This is a genomic window from Bacillus sp. 01N45, from assembly GCF_056399205.1.
In genome coordinates this window covers 111948-128008 of record NZ_JBFTQW010000015.1, presented here as the reverse complement: position 1 = coordinate 128008, position 16061 = coordinate 111948, and the positions used below count along the sequence as shown (strand labels likewise).

Below are 16061 nucleotides of genomic sequence, written 5' to 3'. Positions count from 1 at the left end.
AAATAAGGGAGAGAAGAAACATGAAAAAATTAGAAGCAGGGAAAGTAAAGGCATATGGATCATTTATGGCAGTAACATTAGCGAAGAAAAACAAACCAGGTGATGGAACAAGAACAAAAGGAATCCGTAAAGGACTATAAACGCTATTAAATTAAAAAATAAGGGAGAGAAGAAACATGAAAAAATTAGAAGCAGGGAAAGTAAAGGCATATGGATCATTTATGGCAGTAACATTAGCGAAGAAAAACAAACCAGGTGATGGAACAAGGACAAAAGGAATCCGTAAAGGACTATAAACGTTATTAAATTAAAAAATAAGGGAGAGAAGAAACATGAAAAAATTAGAAGCAGGGAAAGTAAAGGCATATGGATCATTTATGGCAGTAACATTAGCAAAGAAAAACAAACCAGGTGACGGAACAAGAACAAAAGGAATTCGTAAAGGACTATAAACCTTCTTAAATAAAGAGGATAGGAGGGAAGAAAAATGAAAAAATTAGAAGTAGGAAAAGTAAAGGGATACGGATCGTTTATGGCGGTAACCTTAGCTAAGACAAAGAAGCCAGGTGATGGCACTAGAGCTAAAGGAGTCCGTAGGCGTTAAAAATTGTAAAATAGAAAACTTGATTTATGAACTATCTAAGAAGAATAGTAGAAATCTAGTTCTACTATTCTTCTTAAAAAATGAAGGAGGAGACAATTATGCTGTTAAAAAAGAATTCTAATACTGTCACTTCTATTGCTAATGAGGAAGAGACAATTGTGTTGCATATTAGTGAAGGTGAATACTATGGCCTAGAGGGTGCTCATAAAGAAATTTGGGATAATTTTAATCAGAATTTATTTGAAAAAAAATCAATTGTAGAAGAATTTTTATCTAAATTCGATAATTCTAAAGAGGAGATACAAAAATTAGTGGATGAAAGTGTAATGGATTTAATTAATTATAAATTAATAATGGTTGTTGATAAATATGAATAACTCTAAAGAATATTTTGTCGCTTTACATAATTTAGTAAGAGGATTGTTAATTGAGGATTCATTTGATGTTGTGTTTAATAAAGTCTCCATTCAGTTCTTTCCAATGTATGAAAGTGCTAAAAGGAGAAAAGCAATGCCGATAAATATAAAAGAACTGATAACATTTAGTAAATATTTATATGAAATGGATGAACAAGACGCTTTAATCGCCTCATGTGTATCTATTTCTTTAACAAATCAAATTGTCCTATATTCAAATGGAATTGATGCAAAATTAAAAATTGGATTTAAAAAAATAGATGAAAAGTTACATTCTCATGCTTGGGTTGAGTTGGAGAATGGAGAAGTTATTGATCCTCAAAATCATCTTGGGAAACTACAAGTAATGCATATATTTAAAATGAGAGATGGAGTTGAAAGGTGGGTTACGGAAAATGAGAATGTGGATAGCTATGTGGGGAGAAAATAATACTATAAAAAAACAATGGAACAAGAATTTAAGAAATTGGTTAAGTTCAATGAAGATAAGTAACCAACTTAATTTTGATAGAGAGGGATTTTTTTTAAGTGAAGTTGATTTCTCTTATAAAGATTCTCATAAAAAGACCAATGAGCAAATTTCCTTTTTAGCTACCCCATTAATTATGAATGGTGTACTAAGTGATTCCTTAAAGCATTCTTATGTTGAAAATTTAACATCAAAAGCTAGGGGAAATCTGTATAAGGGTTTAACATCAAATATAGATTATCAATTACAAAATGCTAATGGTGATTTCACAATTACATATGTTGATCGAAATATGGATAATCTTGTAATAGCTAATGACATTTATGCGACGAGGCCAATCTATTATTATAAACATCCAAATGACGATTTCTTTTGTGCATCAAATGATTTAAGAACGTTGCTATTAAATTATGAAATTCCTTTTACAGTTAATTACAACGCATGCTTAAATTATCCAACTACACAATTTGCAATTAGTGAAGCGGAATATAGCAATGAAACATTTTTTAAAGGTATTTATCGATTACCACCAGCCTCAATTTTACAATGGAATAAAAATGATAAATTAAGTATTCGTTCGTATTGGGGACTAAATAATCTACTTAATAAAGTAAAACATACGAATATTACGGATTATGTGGATGAGTTCAGACAGACAATGCTTGATGTTGTTCAACTTCGTATATCAGATAAAAAGACAATTTTAGATGTAAGTGGAGGCTTAGATTCAGGAAATATTTTAGGAGCTGCAATTGCCAATGGCTCAAGCTCCTCTATTTTTGGAGTTAATCTATCTTTTGAATCTAACGATATGTCATTTAGTCATGATAAAGAACTTGTAACTAAGTTATTACAAGACTTAAACATTGAACATGCCATTATTATGGGGGATGATATTAACAAGATTTTAAATGCAGAAATAGGAAGAGATCCGATGTGGTATATAGATGGACCTGATCCACGAGGGAATCCTTTGTATGATGAAGTTGTAGCAGCAATCTCTATTGAAGTTGGTGCCAATCGTTCCATATCTGGCGATGGTGGAGATTATGTAGCGAGTGGAGAGGAATTAGTCATTGATTCTTTACTTAGACAGAAAAAGTTTAAAGAAGCAGTATCAAAATTATGGAATTGGTCTGATAAAAAGGTAGGAGGATTCTTAGATAAAACATTTACTTATGGAATTGCACCATTTATTCCAGGTTTAAACGAGAGGTTATACTATAAGACCGTTTGGGCTGAAAAAGTGGAAGCGAACATGCCATTTTTTACCACAGAACATATTGAACGTGAAAATAAAGGTAATCAAAGAGAGTATGAGCAGTATAAAAAAAGTAAGGATTTTAAACTTTGGGGACACCGATATCACTATGATTACTTATATCCAAGGGCAAGATGTTTAGATACAACTAGGGTAGCAACAGATTATATGTACCCGTTTTATGATAAAAAAATGATTGAACTTAGTTTTTGCGTTCCACCTGAAGAACATTATGATTTACTAGAAGGGCATAAAAATGGATATTATAAAGGGTCTAAACAATTGATGAGAAAAGCGTTTAAAGATGTTTTACCAGATTATTTATTGAATAGAAAAATAAAAACGACTTATGCACACATGGCTAGAAAATGTTTATTAAATGAAAAACATAATATTTTACAATTGTTCTCAAAAGATAAAAAGAATTTTGTAGCGGAATTAGGGATTATTGATAAGGAGAAATATAGAGACCACTTAATTGCAATGTTAATAAGATCTAATGATCCAAATAATGATTTAGGGATGAGTTTTCAATATTTACGTTCTGTTTTAGAGTTAGAAATTTGGTTACAAGAAGTTGAAAAGGGAAGAGATTATATTTTAGAAAGAAGTAAACCAGTGGATCCTCGTAATATAGGAAAGTGTATTTTTTCTTCAGAATTAAAACAAGCAACATTCTATTGAAAGTAGAGGAGAGCAATGTTTAATTTTTGTAAAAAGCATATGCTCAATTTTAAAAATAATATGAGCATAGCTTTTTTTTTAGGGAAAATAATATGGAAATCTAGTCCGATTTTGGTCATAGTTTTGTTAGTTTTACTTAGTGCTGAAGGTCTAATTGTTGCCATACAGTTATTTGCCACAAGGGAGATTCTAAATGGAATTAAAAATGCAAATCCTAGTGATACATACGTGTATATTTGGGGGATTGTATATTGTTCTACTTTTGTTATAGGAATTTTCTCTGTATCAATTACGAGTTGGATTCAAAAGTTACTAGGTGAGAAATCTATGTTAACAATTAATACGACACTTTTAGAAGCTATAGAAAAAATGCCAGGTATGCGTTTTTTTGAAGAAATCAAATATAGGGATAAACTTGAGACTCTAAGAGACAGTACTAGTTGGTTACCTATGCAAATAGTTGAATCAACAGGCAGTGTAATAACAGGAGGAATTTCATTAATTAGTATCATCATAGTAGTTGGTACGCTTTCTCCTCTTTTAGCAGTGATATTAATTGTAAGCGCTATTCCTTTTGTCATATATGCCAATAAATTTACTGCAATGGAATGGGTATATGAAAATGAATTTGCATCTAATCGAAGAAAGATGTCCTATTATAGGGATAATTTATTAATGAAAAATACGGTACAGGAAGTTAGACTGTTTAATTTGGGTGAATTCTTTTTGAAGCAATATAAAGAAACGTTTGACGTAGTATTTTCAGCATATAAAAAAATTCAAACAAAATCTTTAATTCCAATTACATTAACTGGTTTATTATCTGGGGGAGTATCTGGAATTGGTTATTTGTGGGTAACTTATAAAATAAGTAACGCTTCTTTGACAATAGGAGATATCGCCTTATATTTAACTGCCTTATTTCAATTAAATGTATTATTAAGAAATGTTTCCAATGAATTTGTTGAAACACTTGAGCTTTGGAGAATGGGGGGGGATTTTCATGATTTTGTTAAATTAAAACCGGATGTACAAATCTCTCCAAATTCAAAGTTTGTAGATTTGTCTGAAATGAATATTGAATTTAAAAATGTAAGCTTTAGTTATTCAACAAATAAAGAACATAAAATTCTAAGAAATCTTAGTTTTAGACTGAATGCAAGGCAAAGTACAGCCATTGTAGGAATGAATGGTGAAGGGAAAAGTACAATTGTAAAATTACTTTGTCGATTTTATGATCCCGATGAAGGGGAGATTTTAATTAATAATATAAACATAAAAGAAATAGAAATTCAGCATCTTCGTAAACATATTTCTGCCATCTTTCAATCATTTGGAAAATATGGTTTAGCAATAGATGAGAACATTGGAATTGGTGATTATGAAAGTATTGAAAATAAGAAACAAATTCAAGAAATAGCTAAACGCGTTGGTATACACGAGAAAATTAATAGTTATTCAGATTCCTATAAAACAATGGTAGGAAATGAATGGAATGGGATAGAGTTTTCAGGTGGACAATGGCAAAAAATAGCACTAGCTAGGGCCTTTTTTAGAAACGCTTCTACCCTAATAATGGATGAACCTACAGCCGCTTTAGATATTAAATCAGAAGAGCAATTGTACAATCAATTTTATTTATTAACGAGGCAAAAGACAGTATTATTGATTTCGCATCGTTTTAGTACTGTAAAAATGGTGGATTCTATTATTGTAATTAAGGATGGAGAGGTTATTGAACAAGGTTCGCATGAAGCATTAATGGATAAGCAAGGAGAATATGCAAAGATGTATTTAATGCAAGCATCTAGTTTTTCTTTAGAGGGGACTGTGAAAAATGAAAAGTCTCAATAAGGTATATCATACTTATAAATTTACAAGGGAAACATTGACTTCTTTAAAAATGCTATGGAAAGCTGATAAAGTGGGATTTACCTACATTATGCTCATTAAAATACTGGAATCAATTATTCAGCCATTGCTTATTTGGTTAAGTACTAAGGTAATTGATGATTTATCAAAAGACCCTGCAGCATTATTAAACTCGAATTTCACGTTTTGGATAATCATTACATTTATTATTCTCACAATCACTGCAGATTTATTTAATCCTTTTTTTGAAGTGAAAAAAAGATTGTTGGTAGCGAAACTACAGATGTATATCGATGTATTAATTATGAAAAAAGCTAATACATTGGAGAGTCTTGAGTTTTTTGAAGATAAAGAACTTTATAATAAAATAAGGTCTTTTAGAAATAATGAGTATTGGATTACAATGTGGATTGATTTAATCATGAAATCATTTGGAGGCACTGTAAAGATTATAGCTAGTGTTGCATTACTATTTTCTCTCTTACCGTGGTATCCATTTCTTCTTTTAGTAGTTTCTATTCCAAAACTTATTAAAGAGGTAAATTTAAATCAAGCAACATTTGAAGGTAGGCCAGAATTAATGGAATTAAGGAGGAGAGCTGAATATTATACGTCAGTTCCTCTATTACCACAATTAGCGCAAGAGGTAAAATTATTTCACTTAACACCTTTTTTTAAAGAGAAATATGTTAAGACGGTACAAAAGCTGTCAGCAACTTTAAGTAAAGATCAAAGAAAATTGGCTGTTCATAGTCTGCTTTGGGGGCTTATACAAGCTTGTGTAATTTCCTTTAGCATAATTTTTATTATTTATAGTGCGATTAATAATGAAGTATCAATTGGAAGTGTAGTTTTATTTTTAGGTATGACCATCCAATTATGTGAAGGCGTTAATGAGTATTTTGCATTAATTGCTATAGGGGCGAGGGAAGGAAGACATTTAAGGAACTTACTGAATTTTATTCAATTTCCTAATCCTAAGAGAGTAAATTCATCTTTAGTAGAGAGTCAGGAGAAAGATTCGGGTTTCTATTTATCGCAAGTAGATTTTTCATATCAAAATTCAGAAGAAAGTTCTCTTAGTATAAAGAAATTGCACATACCACAAGGGAAAATTACTGCATTAGTTGGCGAAAATGGAGCAGGAAAAACGACGCTTATTAAATTATTATTAAGACTATATAATCCGAGTCAAGGTTCGATTTACTATAATAATAAAAACTTAAACGATTATGATTCAACTGAATACAAAAAAAAGTGTACCGCAGTTTTACAGGATTTTGTAAGGTACGAAATGTTACTAAGGGAAAACATAGGCCTTGGTGATGTGAAAAATATTAATAATATTCATGAGATTCAACTAGCAAGTGATAAAAGCAATGTAAAGGAATTGCTTCCTACCTTGACAGATGAATATGACACTCAATTGGGGAAATTATTTGGTGGACAAGAATTATCAGGTGGACAATGGCAAAGAATTGCCATTGGAAGAGCATTTATGCGTGATAAAGAAGCAGAAATCTTAATATTTGATGAACCAACTTCAGCACTTGATCCATACGCTGAAGATGAAATAATAAGAGTTTTATCAAACCTGGCGGATAATAAGACTGTTATTATTGTAACGCATAGGTTAAGTACTGCAAAATTAGCAAACCATATCATTTATTTGGATAAAGGACATGTAACAGAACAAGGAACCCATGAAGAATTAATAATTAAAGATGGGAAGTATGCAGAGCTGTATTCTATTCAAGCTAAGAAATACAGCTAATATTTTAATTTGAAGATTTATTTTGTTGAATATAACTCCATACATTGTTTTATGCGAGCTTTACTTATGAATCAATTTACAAGTAAAAGGGGGCTATAAAGATGAAAAAAACGTATAGGATACTATTAATATTAATGTTTTTAATAGGGGTTTGTAGTTTAGTAGAGGATAATGTAATAAAAGTTTCAGCAGATACAAATAAGGTAAATAAAGCAAAATATACTGTGATGGTTTATTTGGATGGTTCTAGTTTAGAGAGTGATTTTGAGCTAGCTTCTGAAGATTTAAAAGAGATGCTGAAGATAGGCTCTTCAGAAGAAGTTAACATAGTTATTGAAACAGGTGGAGCAAAAAAATGGCATACACCTGCGATTAATCCAGAAACCAATCAAAGATGGATAATTCAAAAAGATTCCCTACAATTAATTGAGGATGTTGGACTTAAGAATATGGGGGAATCATCTACACTTAGCGATTTTATGATTTGGGGTATGGAAAAGTATCCAGCAGAAAAATATGCTGTGATTTTATGGGGTCATGGATCGGGATCTGTATATGGATATGGTCATGATGAACGATTTGGATTGGATCCACTTACATTGCCAGAACTTGAAAAAACGTTTAAAGACACTTATGAAAAAACAAGAAAAAAACTAGAGATTGTAGCATTTGATGCTTGTTTAGTTACAAATCTAGAAACTCTTAGTTATATAAATCAGTATGCTAATTATATTGTTGGTTCAGAAGATATGGTTCCAGGTCATGGTTTAAATTATATATATACATTTGAAAAGTTATTAAATAAACCAAATATGAATGGAGCAGAGTTGGGAAGAATCATAGCAGATGGTTTTTATAAGCAAGCCATAGAAAATGAAGAAGAAGATGATATAGCTATGTCTGTAATAGATTTGTCTAAGGTAAAACCTATTACAAAAGCTTTTGATGATATAGCAAGATTATTGAAAGTAGATGTATTAAATGATGATAAATTTCAATCTATCCTTACCGCAAGACGTAATGTAGAGGAGTACGGAAAAATGGATGGCCCAGAGGATTCAGAAATGGTAGACTTGGGGGATTTGGCAAAACAAATGTATTCTCAATATCCATTTTATTCAAGAAGAATTATGAGTGCAGTTGATCAGGCTGTAGTTTATAATGTGAAAAGCCCTTGGAAAAAAGCCACTGGTATTTGTTTATTTTTCCCTTTAGGTGACAGAGAGAGATTTGATGAGAAATTGAATCTTTACAAAAACAATAATTTCTCCAAAGATTATTATGATTTCCTTGAAATATTTATAGGGAATCTAAAAAATAATCAATTCATGAACGTGAGCAACGAATCTTTAAATACAAATATAGTAAAAAAAATTTGATGTGACATATACAGGAATTTAAGTAAATGAAAAGTCAAAAAAGAATGTAATAAAATTAAATGAATAGAAAAATAGTAGTATTATAGTTTTTGAAAATACCTTGATATAAATATACTTTTTTTGTAATATATAGGTATATTGTTAGTTTATTTGATTCCGTTTATTCCCACACCTGATGTGTTGTGGTTGAGTTGTAGAAGTAAGTTTTGTTCTTACTTTAATTTTGAAAGGGCTTCTTTGAGCCGATTAGTGTAAATAGCTTATTTTGCTATACACAATTAATCGACTTGAGGAAGCCCTTTTTGTTTTGGGTGAAGCAAGTATGAAAAAGTATTTCTGTATACAATAACAGATTATAAGCATGCTCTTTGACAAGAAAGGTAGATCTCTATGAGTGAATGTCTCCATGCAATAACATATGCTTGTCCAGTAAAAAGTTGATTCAATTTAAATAAAATCTTTATTTTATTAATTTGTAGGTTAATACAGTTCCCCAAACGAAAAGAACCAAGTAAAAAAGTCTTTGTAGTAGACCTGCAGGTAAGGGGAAAAGAAAAACAAGTAAGATAAGGATTGTTATTACTATTAAGCTTAGTAAACAGAAATATGTCCATTTTCTAGCTTTTTTAAGATTTTTAGCAAAAATAAATAGTCCTGGAAATATAGTAAGCATACCTATCCAAACTAGAATAGAATGTCCAATTAGGTTTACATCTGCAGGAATTAATCCTGAAACTATAGTGGAGATTCCTATTATAAGTATAAAAAATGTTGCTATTTTATTAATTTTTGTTTTTTCTAGATGTTGTGAAATATATAGTACTCCAATACAAAATGTTATTCCATTAAGAATAAAGAGTAAATTCATCCAAAAGTGATTAGGGGAGCATATTTCATAAGGCGCTATTTCGTAGGTGAATTCTCCACAGGTTGTTACACCTAGGTCACTCATTGCATGATGCAAATAGTTATAAGGTGCTGTAGAAGTGAAAATAAAGAAAGGTTCAATTAAAAAGTATAGGCAAGTTGCAATCCAGCTAAATAAGCCAATCCTATTTGATATATACATTAGATTCCTCCCTTGAAAAAGTATAGTTCCATTATAGATGATTACATTATCGAAAGTGAAAAATTGCAATTTGAGAATCGATAATCCTGTTCAATAATATAGGATTTTCTGGACAAATATGCTTAGCGGAAAGACGTATAAAAAATGGATGGAGCAAAACTTTAAAAAATAGTTATTTGAAAATAAATAACCGCAAAAACGTCAGGAAACCCATTAAGTTGCCTGACGTTTTTGCATGGTAAAGGATAGATTCCTCTACAAAAGAGAGAAATAAAGAAAAGTGTTTTTAAATGAAATTCATAAAAGCTCGATAGGCACTACCGAGGGAAAATACCGTTGCTACCGAATGGGCAGTCCATTTAGGCATATTTAATTTTAATGTAGTGTTGTATAAGATTCCGTATATGATACAAATGATTAATACAAATGCTATTAATTGAAGTGCTAACAAAAATAGTGGTTGTTCTAAAGCACTAAAGTGAAGGTTTTTTCTATAAAGTTTCAAATCTGTAGATATTTGACGGGCGATAAGTGAATGTTAACCAAAACGCTACTGTATAAAAAAAGAGAAGCGCTTAATCAGGACGCTCCTCTTAATGCCAATATACAATAACTATTCCATTATAATGTATAAGCGTAAAATATTTAACAATTAGCTATGTGGTAAAAATTTCATTTTGTGTTAGTTTAAATCCCAAAAAGAGCACTTAATAAAGTGCTCTCGTGACGAGATTCATTTTGTAATGACTATTTCAATTTATAGAGAAAGGAATACAGAATATTATATGTGCTTGCAGTTAATTGTGTTCGTTTTTTACAAAAAAAGAGCAGTTAGTAAAAGCTAACTGCTCCAATCATGGAATATGGTTCGAAATGGGTTGTCTATATTATCGACAGAATATTGAGTTTTATTCAGGAGTACCTAAAGGTTTTCTTTTTAACTTAATCCTTATCCTACAAACAAAATAATGGCTAAAAACACAGATAATGAAAATGTCAGAAAGACTGTTATTATACTCCTGAGCATCGCTTTCCAGTTGTTTACTTTAGTTGTGTTCTGCCATTAGGGTGAGATTTTTAATTCTATTAAAAATAGTAACAGCTCGTCCAAACTTATCTAATCTATCTTACATAGTATGTAGTAGTAAATTTAAAGGAGGAATCTAGTATGTCTTATTACTACGATGATTATTGGAAGGATTCCAAAAAGAAATATCATGATTGTCATAAAAGCAGTAAGAGTTATGACAAATGTGATAAAAAACATGAGGAAAAGCCTTGGGTTAATGTAAAAGTGAAATGTTGTTCTGATGATAACGGATATAATCTTGTAAGAGCATCTGCTTTTAGAGCTGTGAGTACAGTTAATCAGAATTTGCCAGCAAATACATTTGTTAAAGTTTTATTCCAAAATGAACAATTTGATTTAGCAAATGAATATAACCCTGCAACATCCATTTTTATACCAAAGACAAGAGGTGTTTATTCTGTTATTGGAACAATTGCGTTCATTCCCAATAATCTAAACGTAAACTATAGAGCGCGGGTTGAAATTCGAGTTAATGGAAATCCGGCAATTGCAATAGATAATGATTTTTTTGGTCCAATAAACTTTGCTAATGTTGTAGCTGTTTCATCGATAATTCAATTGAATGCAGGGGATATAGTTGAGGTTTTTGCACAAAGTAGCGTAGCTGGAGTTATTTCAAATGTAGAAAATAGTACGCATTTTGAAGCTGCAAGATTCCCGTCTCCACAAGTATAAGTAGTATGAAATCTCGTCAGTAATTTTATCTAAGTAAAGTCCCTAATTTATATTTGACCTGCATACATGCAGGTCTTTTTTTTCGATCAAAAAAGGGATGAAAAAAGGGACGTTTCCAAGGATTTTTCAAAACAGAATCGATATTACACTATATCTATACAGTTCTTTGAAAGAAAAGTAGTGTGGGGATAACGTATCTATGCGTTGATAAACAGTTAACATAGAACTCTTTATTAAAACTTTACCGGAGAACGGGCATGGACGGTAAGAATCCGCAAAAAGGACGAAAAGGCTTATTACATTTATATATTCATCTATAGTCCGTGAATGTCGTGGATTTTGTGTGAGCCTGTTGTATTTGCTGGGTTGATGGGTGACATAAACGTTTGATATACAGGTGCTTTAAATATATATAGGGGAGTGCTCTTTTTCGTTTGCCTCTTTTGAGGGGACAAGCATATATTGAAGAGTGTAGGCCAGGCTCATTCGCTTGTATCTATCTTATTTCAATACTCATAAGAAACTCTTTATCATATTAAAAGCATCTACGGGTGCAAGTGCGATCTTTTTATTGAATGAAATGGATATTTGAATGGGAGAATAGTTATAAATGATAGAGCTTAATCCACTCCATGAATGGTGGAAGATGAGTAGTTCCACAAAATGGTATCACTACTTCTGATTGATGCCAATAATTGCAGTGTTTCTTGAAATAAATTGGGTAATTTTAACAATTGTTGATTCTGTTTTATTTAAGAAATAGAATGCCGAATGATAAGACCAATATCAATTATCGTTGACGCTGCCATGATCTGGTTGGCGTCTTGTTTGTTGTTAAGGAAAGATAAGGGGTGAGGTAGACTTGCAAGTTGAAATATTATTAGTCTAAAACAAAAAAACATAGACTAGTAAACAAGCTGTTTTCACTATTTATTCATAGAATATAAAGAATTCTATTTTTAGAGAAGGGAATCATATCTATGGGATGGAATAATAATTTTGGACATTCCCGAGATTGTAATAGATTTTGGGATGATCTAGTATTTTGCGGATGCGGTCGTAGACGCAGAAGAAACGATTTTAACGACTGTCATTGTAAACGTGACTGCGATTGTGATGAGTGTCGTCGCAGACGTAATCATGACCGTGATCGTGATCATGATGATTGTCGAGATTGGTAGAGTCTTTTAAAAGAGTGCATATCTTTATAGCACTCTTTTTTATTGTGTTTTTTCATACTTAATAATTTGAAAGGCGCAGTTTCAATCGGATTTAACGTTTAACAAAACAAACGAACACAACGAACAAAAAAATACCTGAGGCTATTGCCCCAGGTAAGCTTGTACGATTAATAATAATAATTCTGCTAATAATGTAATCTTTAACTGGCAAGGAAAATGCAGGGGATTCAAGGTTAAATCATTTACTTTAAAGTAGCGAATCCGCTGCTTTTTTATTTTACAAAAAAAGAATCTGCAAACATGCAGATTCTCCTGACAATGATTTATGAAGTAAGACCCGAAAATATAATACAATGCTGTATAAATTTAAACAAAATAATTCGTTTATAAGTAAGTAGATTGAACGGAGGGGAACCGTATCGTATGAATTACTCTTCTAGAAATATAAATGAGAAGGAAATACGTCCTTTGGTGATAGAGGTATTACGTGATTACCGGCTGTTAAAAGTAAAATTCCAAAACATACAGGAGCGGAGTTACTATTTCCGGAACTTAGGAAAAGTACAAATGATGAAATTAGATATAGAAGATTAAAATGTGCATTTGAAGAAGTTTTGGATGAGGAAAAGCAACGGGCTTTACAAGCGAAATGCATGAGAAGACGTTATTAAAAAAGAATATAGTAAATACCCTGATTTTAAAGATGGGAACAAATAAAAGTAGCGAATCAGCTGCGTTTTTATTTTATAAAAAATTAACTTTAAACATTTCTTATAGTTACGAATATTTATGTAAATATGGGAAACAGATTTGATTCTTGGAATGAGGGGATCGATGTGGATATAACACATATTATGGCGAGAATAGTGGTGAATGGGAAAGATCTTCCGTTTACTTCAGTTAGAACTTCTGCGTGGATTAATGGACCTGCGAACGATTTAATTGTTACAACTAAGCAAAGAGTGAATGAACTTTATCGGTTTATGTGGTCACGTGTGCCAGTAATGCTAACAATGTATTTCCTTCAGGGTGCTGACGTGATGAGATTTGCTAGGGCTGCTGGAGTTGATGAAAGTGTAACGGGAGAATATATATATCATTTTATTTGGTGATAAGACAAACTTTAAGTAGCCTAACAGCTGCTTTTTTATTTTGAATAGAAAAAAGGAACCTGTAATGGCTCCTTTTCATCATGCTATCTTGTATTTATTAATTTTTCGCTTAACATCCATAAAAGCTAGTAGTGCTGCAATAGCGCAAACACCTTTAAACCAAAGAAATTCAGAAGAAAATAGTCCGCCAAAGAAAGCAACCGAGTGTACAAAACAAGTAATACCAAATAACCAAAGCATGAATTTTAATTCCTTTGAGGAATACTTATAGTTTTTAAATCTTTCCCACATATGTATCAACTCCTATTGTTATGAGGTCCTGTAGTTTTTCTTTTTAAAATCGCGCATGTTAAGGATAAAGAATAAAAGGAAGATAAAAGCTGCGATACCATTAATCCAGTAGTATGTGCGCCCTGTTGTGAAGCCGTTATAGAAGGAGTAGACATTCCAAATTATAAGAAGTATTGAACAAACAGTAGAGATCATTAATGAGCTAAAACTTCTCATGATTTTCACCTCGATTCAAAATGTTAGAACTTATTTATAATTTTACATTTAGATAAATAGATTTACAAGAAGAGGAATTGGAATTTAGTGAATATAAGAAACTAAGACAAATAGAAGATATATATAAATGCTAACACTTATATAGAATAGACAAAAATTATCGCTGATATGTCGTCTTTGAAAATAGCCTTAATCAGTTAAATCATACTTATACGAAATCCTCATAAAAACAGTTTATAGCATTACGTATTATTCAGTTGAGAGACCTTCAATTCAAATAGGACGCAAGTTAAGTGAATTAAAATTAAAGCAACAAATCAATGGTATTAATGATAAAGCTGGATAAAATCAAGTTTTATGTATTTAAAGAGGGGAAACTGTCTCTTTTTTATTTTTAACAAAATACGGATTTTGTATGGAATTTCCTGCAATGAATTCACCAAGAATAAGGTTGTCTCATATCATGTAAAGATTGCTTTATTACGATTACAAAAGGGTGTGAACGTATTGGAAGATGTTTATGTAAAAATTGACAATTTAAAAGCAGAACAAAAAGAAATTATGCGAGATATTCGTAATTTAGAAACTCGCACAACAATTAATGAGAAGGACATAGCTACAATTAATAAGCAATTAGAAAAGATTAGCCTGAATACAACTTGGATTCTACGAATTATTATTAGCGCAATCACTATGTCGGTTTTGGGTTTAATATTAAAAGGCATGATTTAAAATTTAAAAATAAAAGTACTTATGGAGAGGGGGACAAGTGTCTCTCTTTATTTTTATCGTTTTAGCCAAGAGGGTTCCTTTAGAACATGGCATGGGTGATCTTTACGATTGAATAGGAGACATTAGTCATTGCTTATCGATGGTAAAGTCGACGTATATCATTTAAAAGGAAACCTATGCAATAATGAAAATATCAAATTTTTTAATTCAATCATTTCAATTTCGCAAGTGTATTCTTAATCTTCCACATATCGGTGGGGTATCTTTGTATAATCTGATCGTATCTCTAAATCACAACTTTTACCTCATTATCATCGAGTTAAAGTTTTAAAATGCTCCAAAATGAAAAATACGCTATTCTTTTTGTAGAATCATAGGAATGGTTGGCGTATGTTTCATTTTGTTTTGCTAACTTGATTTTGATGTGACGTAATCGTAAGTATTTAAAAATTTAAAAAGCCCCTCAATCATGTTATAGGGACCTTAATCACGCAAATGATCTGTAAATCAATTTATCTTTGATATACAGATCATTTGTATGATAATATTTATAAAAAATTGCTAAACCATGGAATTACATAAATGCTTTTAGAAGTTCTTGAATTAATGGTATTGCTCCACCTATAAATTTTAAAACTGCCATTGCGATTTCCATATTATTCGCTCCTCTGTTTTTGTATTAAGATGTGTTGAATCTTTATAACCTTATTATAGTAAGCGCTTACATATATAACAATACATTTTTGTATGCAATATTGCATATTTATACGTTTAGACAAAAATTATATCTCTACTAGTCATTCTTTAATGGTACCATACGGAGGTGAGAGTCTTTAAGGGTTCGCCATAATAGGAGGAAATATGGAAAGAGTACAAGTGATTTACAGTAATCTGAAAATTAAAAGTTGGGCTAAACAGGTATTAGCTGTAGGAGGAATATTAGGGTTCTGCTACTTGGTGTTATATGTTTTTAGTTTCTTAGTTGTTATGTAAAAATTATATAACTAAACTAGTAGAGTCTTGCCTTGATAGGTAAGGCTCTTTTGTTGTATCTGTGATGAGCAAAATACATACAAAACCTCTCAAGTTTGTCAGGTACTATGTATGGTGCCTTATTTCTCTATATTTTAGAACACTAATTCCTATCATTGAAAGTAAATAAACTTCTATTTAAAAGTACTCATTTATATTGAAAACACAATTTTATTGATAAAAAATGTGTTTTTATTAGATACA

18 protein-coding genes and 1 pseudogene are annotated in these 16061 nt (G+C 31.1%); 14 read left to right on the top strand and 5 right to left on the bottom strand.

The annotated features are described in order from the left end of the window. The first annotated feature begins 20 nt into the window (after positions 1-20). The 10 genes from AC1DMU_RS26120 (at position 21) to AC1DMU_RS26075 (ending at position 8459) form a co-directional block, all read left to right on the top strand. Entirely contained in the window at positions 21-140 is a 120-nt protein-coding gene (locus tag AC1DMU_RS26120; RefSeq protein ID WP_016135744.1) for a lariocidin family lasso peptide, read from the top strand. Between the two features lie 36 nt (positions 141-176). After that, positions 177-296: a lariocidin family lasso peptide gene (locus tag AC1DMU_RS26115; RefSeq protein WP_016135744.1), complete on the top strand. Its 120-nt coding sequence runs from the start codon at positions 177-179 to the stop codon at positions 294-296. A gap of 36 nt (positions 297-332) precedes the next feature. Then, entirely contained in the window at positions 333-452 is a 120-nt protein-coding gene (locus AC1DMU_RS26110; protein ID WP_016135744.1) for a lariocidin family lasso peptide, read from the top strand. 35 nt (positions 453-487) lie between these two features. Next, complete coding sequence (locus tag AC1DMU_RS26105; RefSeq protein ID WP_423778875.1) at positions 488-604, top strand: lariocidin family lasso peptide; 117 nt, start codon at positions 488-490, stop codon at positions 602-604. A 98-nt stretch (positions 605-702) separates the two neighbouring features. Then, positions 703-981, top strand: a complete 279-nt coding sequence (locus AC1DMU_RS26100) for a PqqD family protein (protein ID WP_016135746.1) — start codon at positions 703-705, stop codon at positions 979-981. Beyond that, positions 974-1450, top strand: a complete 477-nt coding sequence (locus tag AC1DMU_RS26095) for a lasso peptide biosynthesis B2 protein (protein ID WP_016135747.1) — start codon at positions 974-976, stop codon at positions 1448-1450. The genes AC1DMU_RS26100 and AC1DMU_RS26095 overlap by 8 nt, the downstream gene beginning before the upstream one ends. After that, the gene (locus AC1DMU_RS26090; RefSeq protein ID WP_179196651.1) at positions 1416-3434 is read left to right on the top strand and encodes an asparagine synthase-related protein; all 2019 of its coding nucleotides are present in this window, start codon (positions 1416-1418) and stop codon (positions 3432-3434) included. The genes AC1DMU_RS26095 and AC1DMU_RS26090 overlap by 35 nt, the downstream gene beginning before the upstream one ends. A 15-nt stretch (positions 3435-3449) precedes the next feature. Further along, positions 3450-5288, top strand: a complete 1839-nt coding sequence (locus AC1DMU_RS26085; protein WP_088062860.1) for an ABC transporter ATP-binding protein — start codon at positions 3450-3452, stop codon at positions 5286-5288. After that, positions 5272-7080, top strand: coding sequence for an ABC transporter ATP-binding protein (locus AC1DMU_RS26080; protein WP_088062861.1), 1809 nt, complete (start codon positions 5272-5274; stop codon positions 7078-7080). The genes AC1DMU_RS26085 and AC1DMU_RS26080 overlap by 17 nt, the downstream gene beginning before the upstream one ends. A 101-nt stretch (positions 7081-7181) precedes the next feature. Next, complete coding sequence (locus tag AC1DMU_RS26075) at positions 7182-8459, top strand: clostripain-related cysteine peptidase (RefSeq protein WP_088062862.1); 1278 nt, start codon at positions 7182-7184, stop codon at positions 8457-8459. Positions 8460-8919: 460 nt separating this feature from the next. On the opposite strand, the gene AC1DMU_RS26070 is transcribed toward AC1DMU_RS26075, so the two are convergent. Both AC1DMU_RS26070 and AC1DMU_RS26065 read right to left on the bottom strand, forming a co-directional pair. Beyond that, positions 8920-9528 carry a DUF998 domain-containing protein gene (locus tag AC1DMU_RS26070; protein ID WP_088062863.1) on the bottom strand — a complete coding sequence of 203 codons (609 nt, stop codon included), beginning with the start codon at positions 9526-9528 and terminating at the stop codon, positions 8920-8922. 286 nt (positions 9529-9814) lie between these two features. Then, entirely contained in the window at positions 9815-10033 is a 219-nt protein-coding gene (locus AC1DMU_RS26065; protein WP_088062864.1) for a hypothetical protein, read from the bottom strand. Positions 10034-10696: 663 nt separating this feature from the next. On the opposite strand from AC1DMU_RS26065, the gene AC1DMU_RS26060 reads away from it, so the two are divergent. The 3 genes from AC1DMU_RS26060 (at position 10697) to AC1DMU_RS26050 (ending at position 13586) form a co-directional block, all read left to right on the top strand. Continuing rightward, positions 10697-11293 carry a complement C1q domain-containing protein gene (locus AC1DMU_RS26060; protein ID WP_088062865.1) on the top strand — a complete coding sequence of 199 codons (597 nt, stop codon included), beginning with the start codon at positions 10697-10699 and terminating at the stop codon, positions 11291-11293. Positions 11294-12273: 980 nt separating this feature from the next. After that, a complete protein-coding gene (locus AC1DMU_RS26055; protein WP_252196074.1) occupies positions 12274-12474 on the top strand; it encodes a hypothetical protein in 201 nt (66 codons plus the stop codon). Positions 12475-13271: 797 nt separating this feature from the next. Further along, entirely contained in the window at positions 13272-13586 is a 315-nt protein-coding gene (locus AC1DMU_RS26050; protein ID WP_088062867.1) for a hypothetical protein, read from the top strand. Between the two features lie 78 nt (positions 13587-13664). Here AC1DMU_RS26050 and AC1DMU_RS26045 read toward each other — a convergent pair whose 3' ends face one another. Together AC1DMU_RS26045 and AC1DMU_RS26040 are read right to left on the bottom strand one after the other, a co-directional pair. Continuing rightward, on the bottom strand, positions 13665-13877 hold the full coding sequence (locus AC1DMU_RS26045; protein ID WP_088062868.1) for a hypothetical protein: 213 nt from the start codon (positions 13875-13877) through the stop codon (positions 13665-13667). 18 nt (positions 13878-13895) lie between these two features. Next, positions 13896-14093, bottom strand: a complete 198-nt coding sequence (locus tag AC1DMU_RS26040) for a hypothetical protein (protein WP_088062869.1) — start codon at positions 14091-14093, stop codon at positions 13896-13898. Between the two features lie 507 nt (positions 14094-14600). Here AC1DMU_RS26040 and AC1DMU_RS26035 point away from each other — a divergent pair. Further along, the gene (locus AC1DMU_RS26035; RefSeq protein ID WP_088062870.1) at positions 14601-14825 is read left to right on the top strand and encodes a hypothetical protein; all 225 of its coding nucleotides are present in this window, start codon (positions 14601-14603) and stop codon (positions 14823-14825) included. Between the two features lie 574 nt (positions 14826-15399). On the opposite strand, the pseudogene AC1DMU_RS26030 reads toward AC1DMU_RS26035, so the two are convergent. Further along, a pseudogene (locus AC1DMU_RS26030) lies at positions 15400-15586 on the bottom strand (hypothetical protein). Positions 15587-16061 lie beyond the last annotated feature (475 nt).

Coding starts and splice junctions, on each gene's coding strand:
- AC1DMU_RS26105 (WP_423778875.1), top strand. CDS start 488: ATGAAAAAATTAGAAGTAGGAAAAGTAAAGGGATACGGATCGTTTATG.
- AC1DMU_RS26090 (WP_179196651.1), top strand. CDS start 1,416: ATGAGAATGTGGATAGCTATGTGGGGAGAAAATAATACTATAAAAAAA.
- AC1DMU_RS26040 (WP_088062869.1), bottom strand. CDS start 14,093: ATGAGAAGTTTTAGCTCATTAATGATCTCTACTGTTTGTTCAATACTT.
- AC1DMU_RS26080 (WP_088062861.1), top strand. CDS start 5,272: ATGAAAAGTCTCAATAAGGTATATCATACTTATAAATTTACAAGGGAA.
- AC1DMU_RS26070 (WP_088062863.1), bottom strand. CDS start 9,528: ATGTATATATCAAATAGGATTGGCTTATTTAGCTGGATTGCAACTTGC.
- AC1DMU_RS26060 (WP_088062865.1), top strand. CDS start 10,697: ATGTCTTATTACTACGATGATTATTGGAAGGATTCCAAAAAGAAATAT.
- AC1DMU_RS26085 (WP_088062860.1), top strand. CDS start 3,450: ATGTTTAATTTTTGTAAAAAGCATATGCTCAATTTTAAAAATAATATG.
- AC1DMU_RS26055 (WP_252196074.1), top strand. CDS start 12,274: ATGGGATGGAATAATAATTTTGGACATTCCCGAGATTGTAATAGATTT.
- AC1DMU_RS26095 (WP_016135747.1), top strand. CDS start 974: ATGAATAACTCTAAAGAATATTTTGTCGCTTTACATAATTTAGTAAGA.
- AC1DMU_RS26110 (WP_016135744.1), top strand. CDS start 333: ATGAAAAAATTAGAAGCAGGGAAAGTAAAGGCATATGGATCATTTATG.
- AC1DMU_RS26050 (WP_088062867.1), top strand. CDS start 13,272: ATGGGAAACAGATTTGATTCTTGGAATGAGGGGATCGATGTGGATATA.
- AC1DMU_RS26045 (WP_088062868.1), bottom strand. CDS start 13,877: ATGTGGGAAAGATTTAAAAACTATAAGTATTCCTCAAAGGAATTAAAA.
- AC1DMU_RS26120 (WP_016135744.1), top strand. CDS start 21: ATGAAAAAATTAGAAGCAGGGAAAGTAAAGGCATATGGATCATTTATG.
- AC1DMU_RS26075 (WP_088062862.1), top strand. CDS start 7,182: ATGAAAAAAACGTATAGGATACTATTAATATTAATGTTTTTAATAGGG.
- AC1DMU_RS26115 (WP_016135744.1), top strand. CDS start 177: ATGAAAAAATTAGAAGCAGGGAAAGTAAAGGCATATGGATCATTTATG.
- AC1DMU_RS26100 (WP_016135746.1), top strand. CDS start 703: ATGCTGTTAAAAAAGAATTCTAATACTGTCACTTCTATTGCTAATGAG.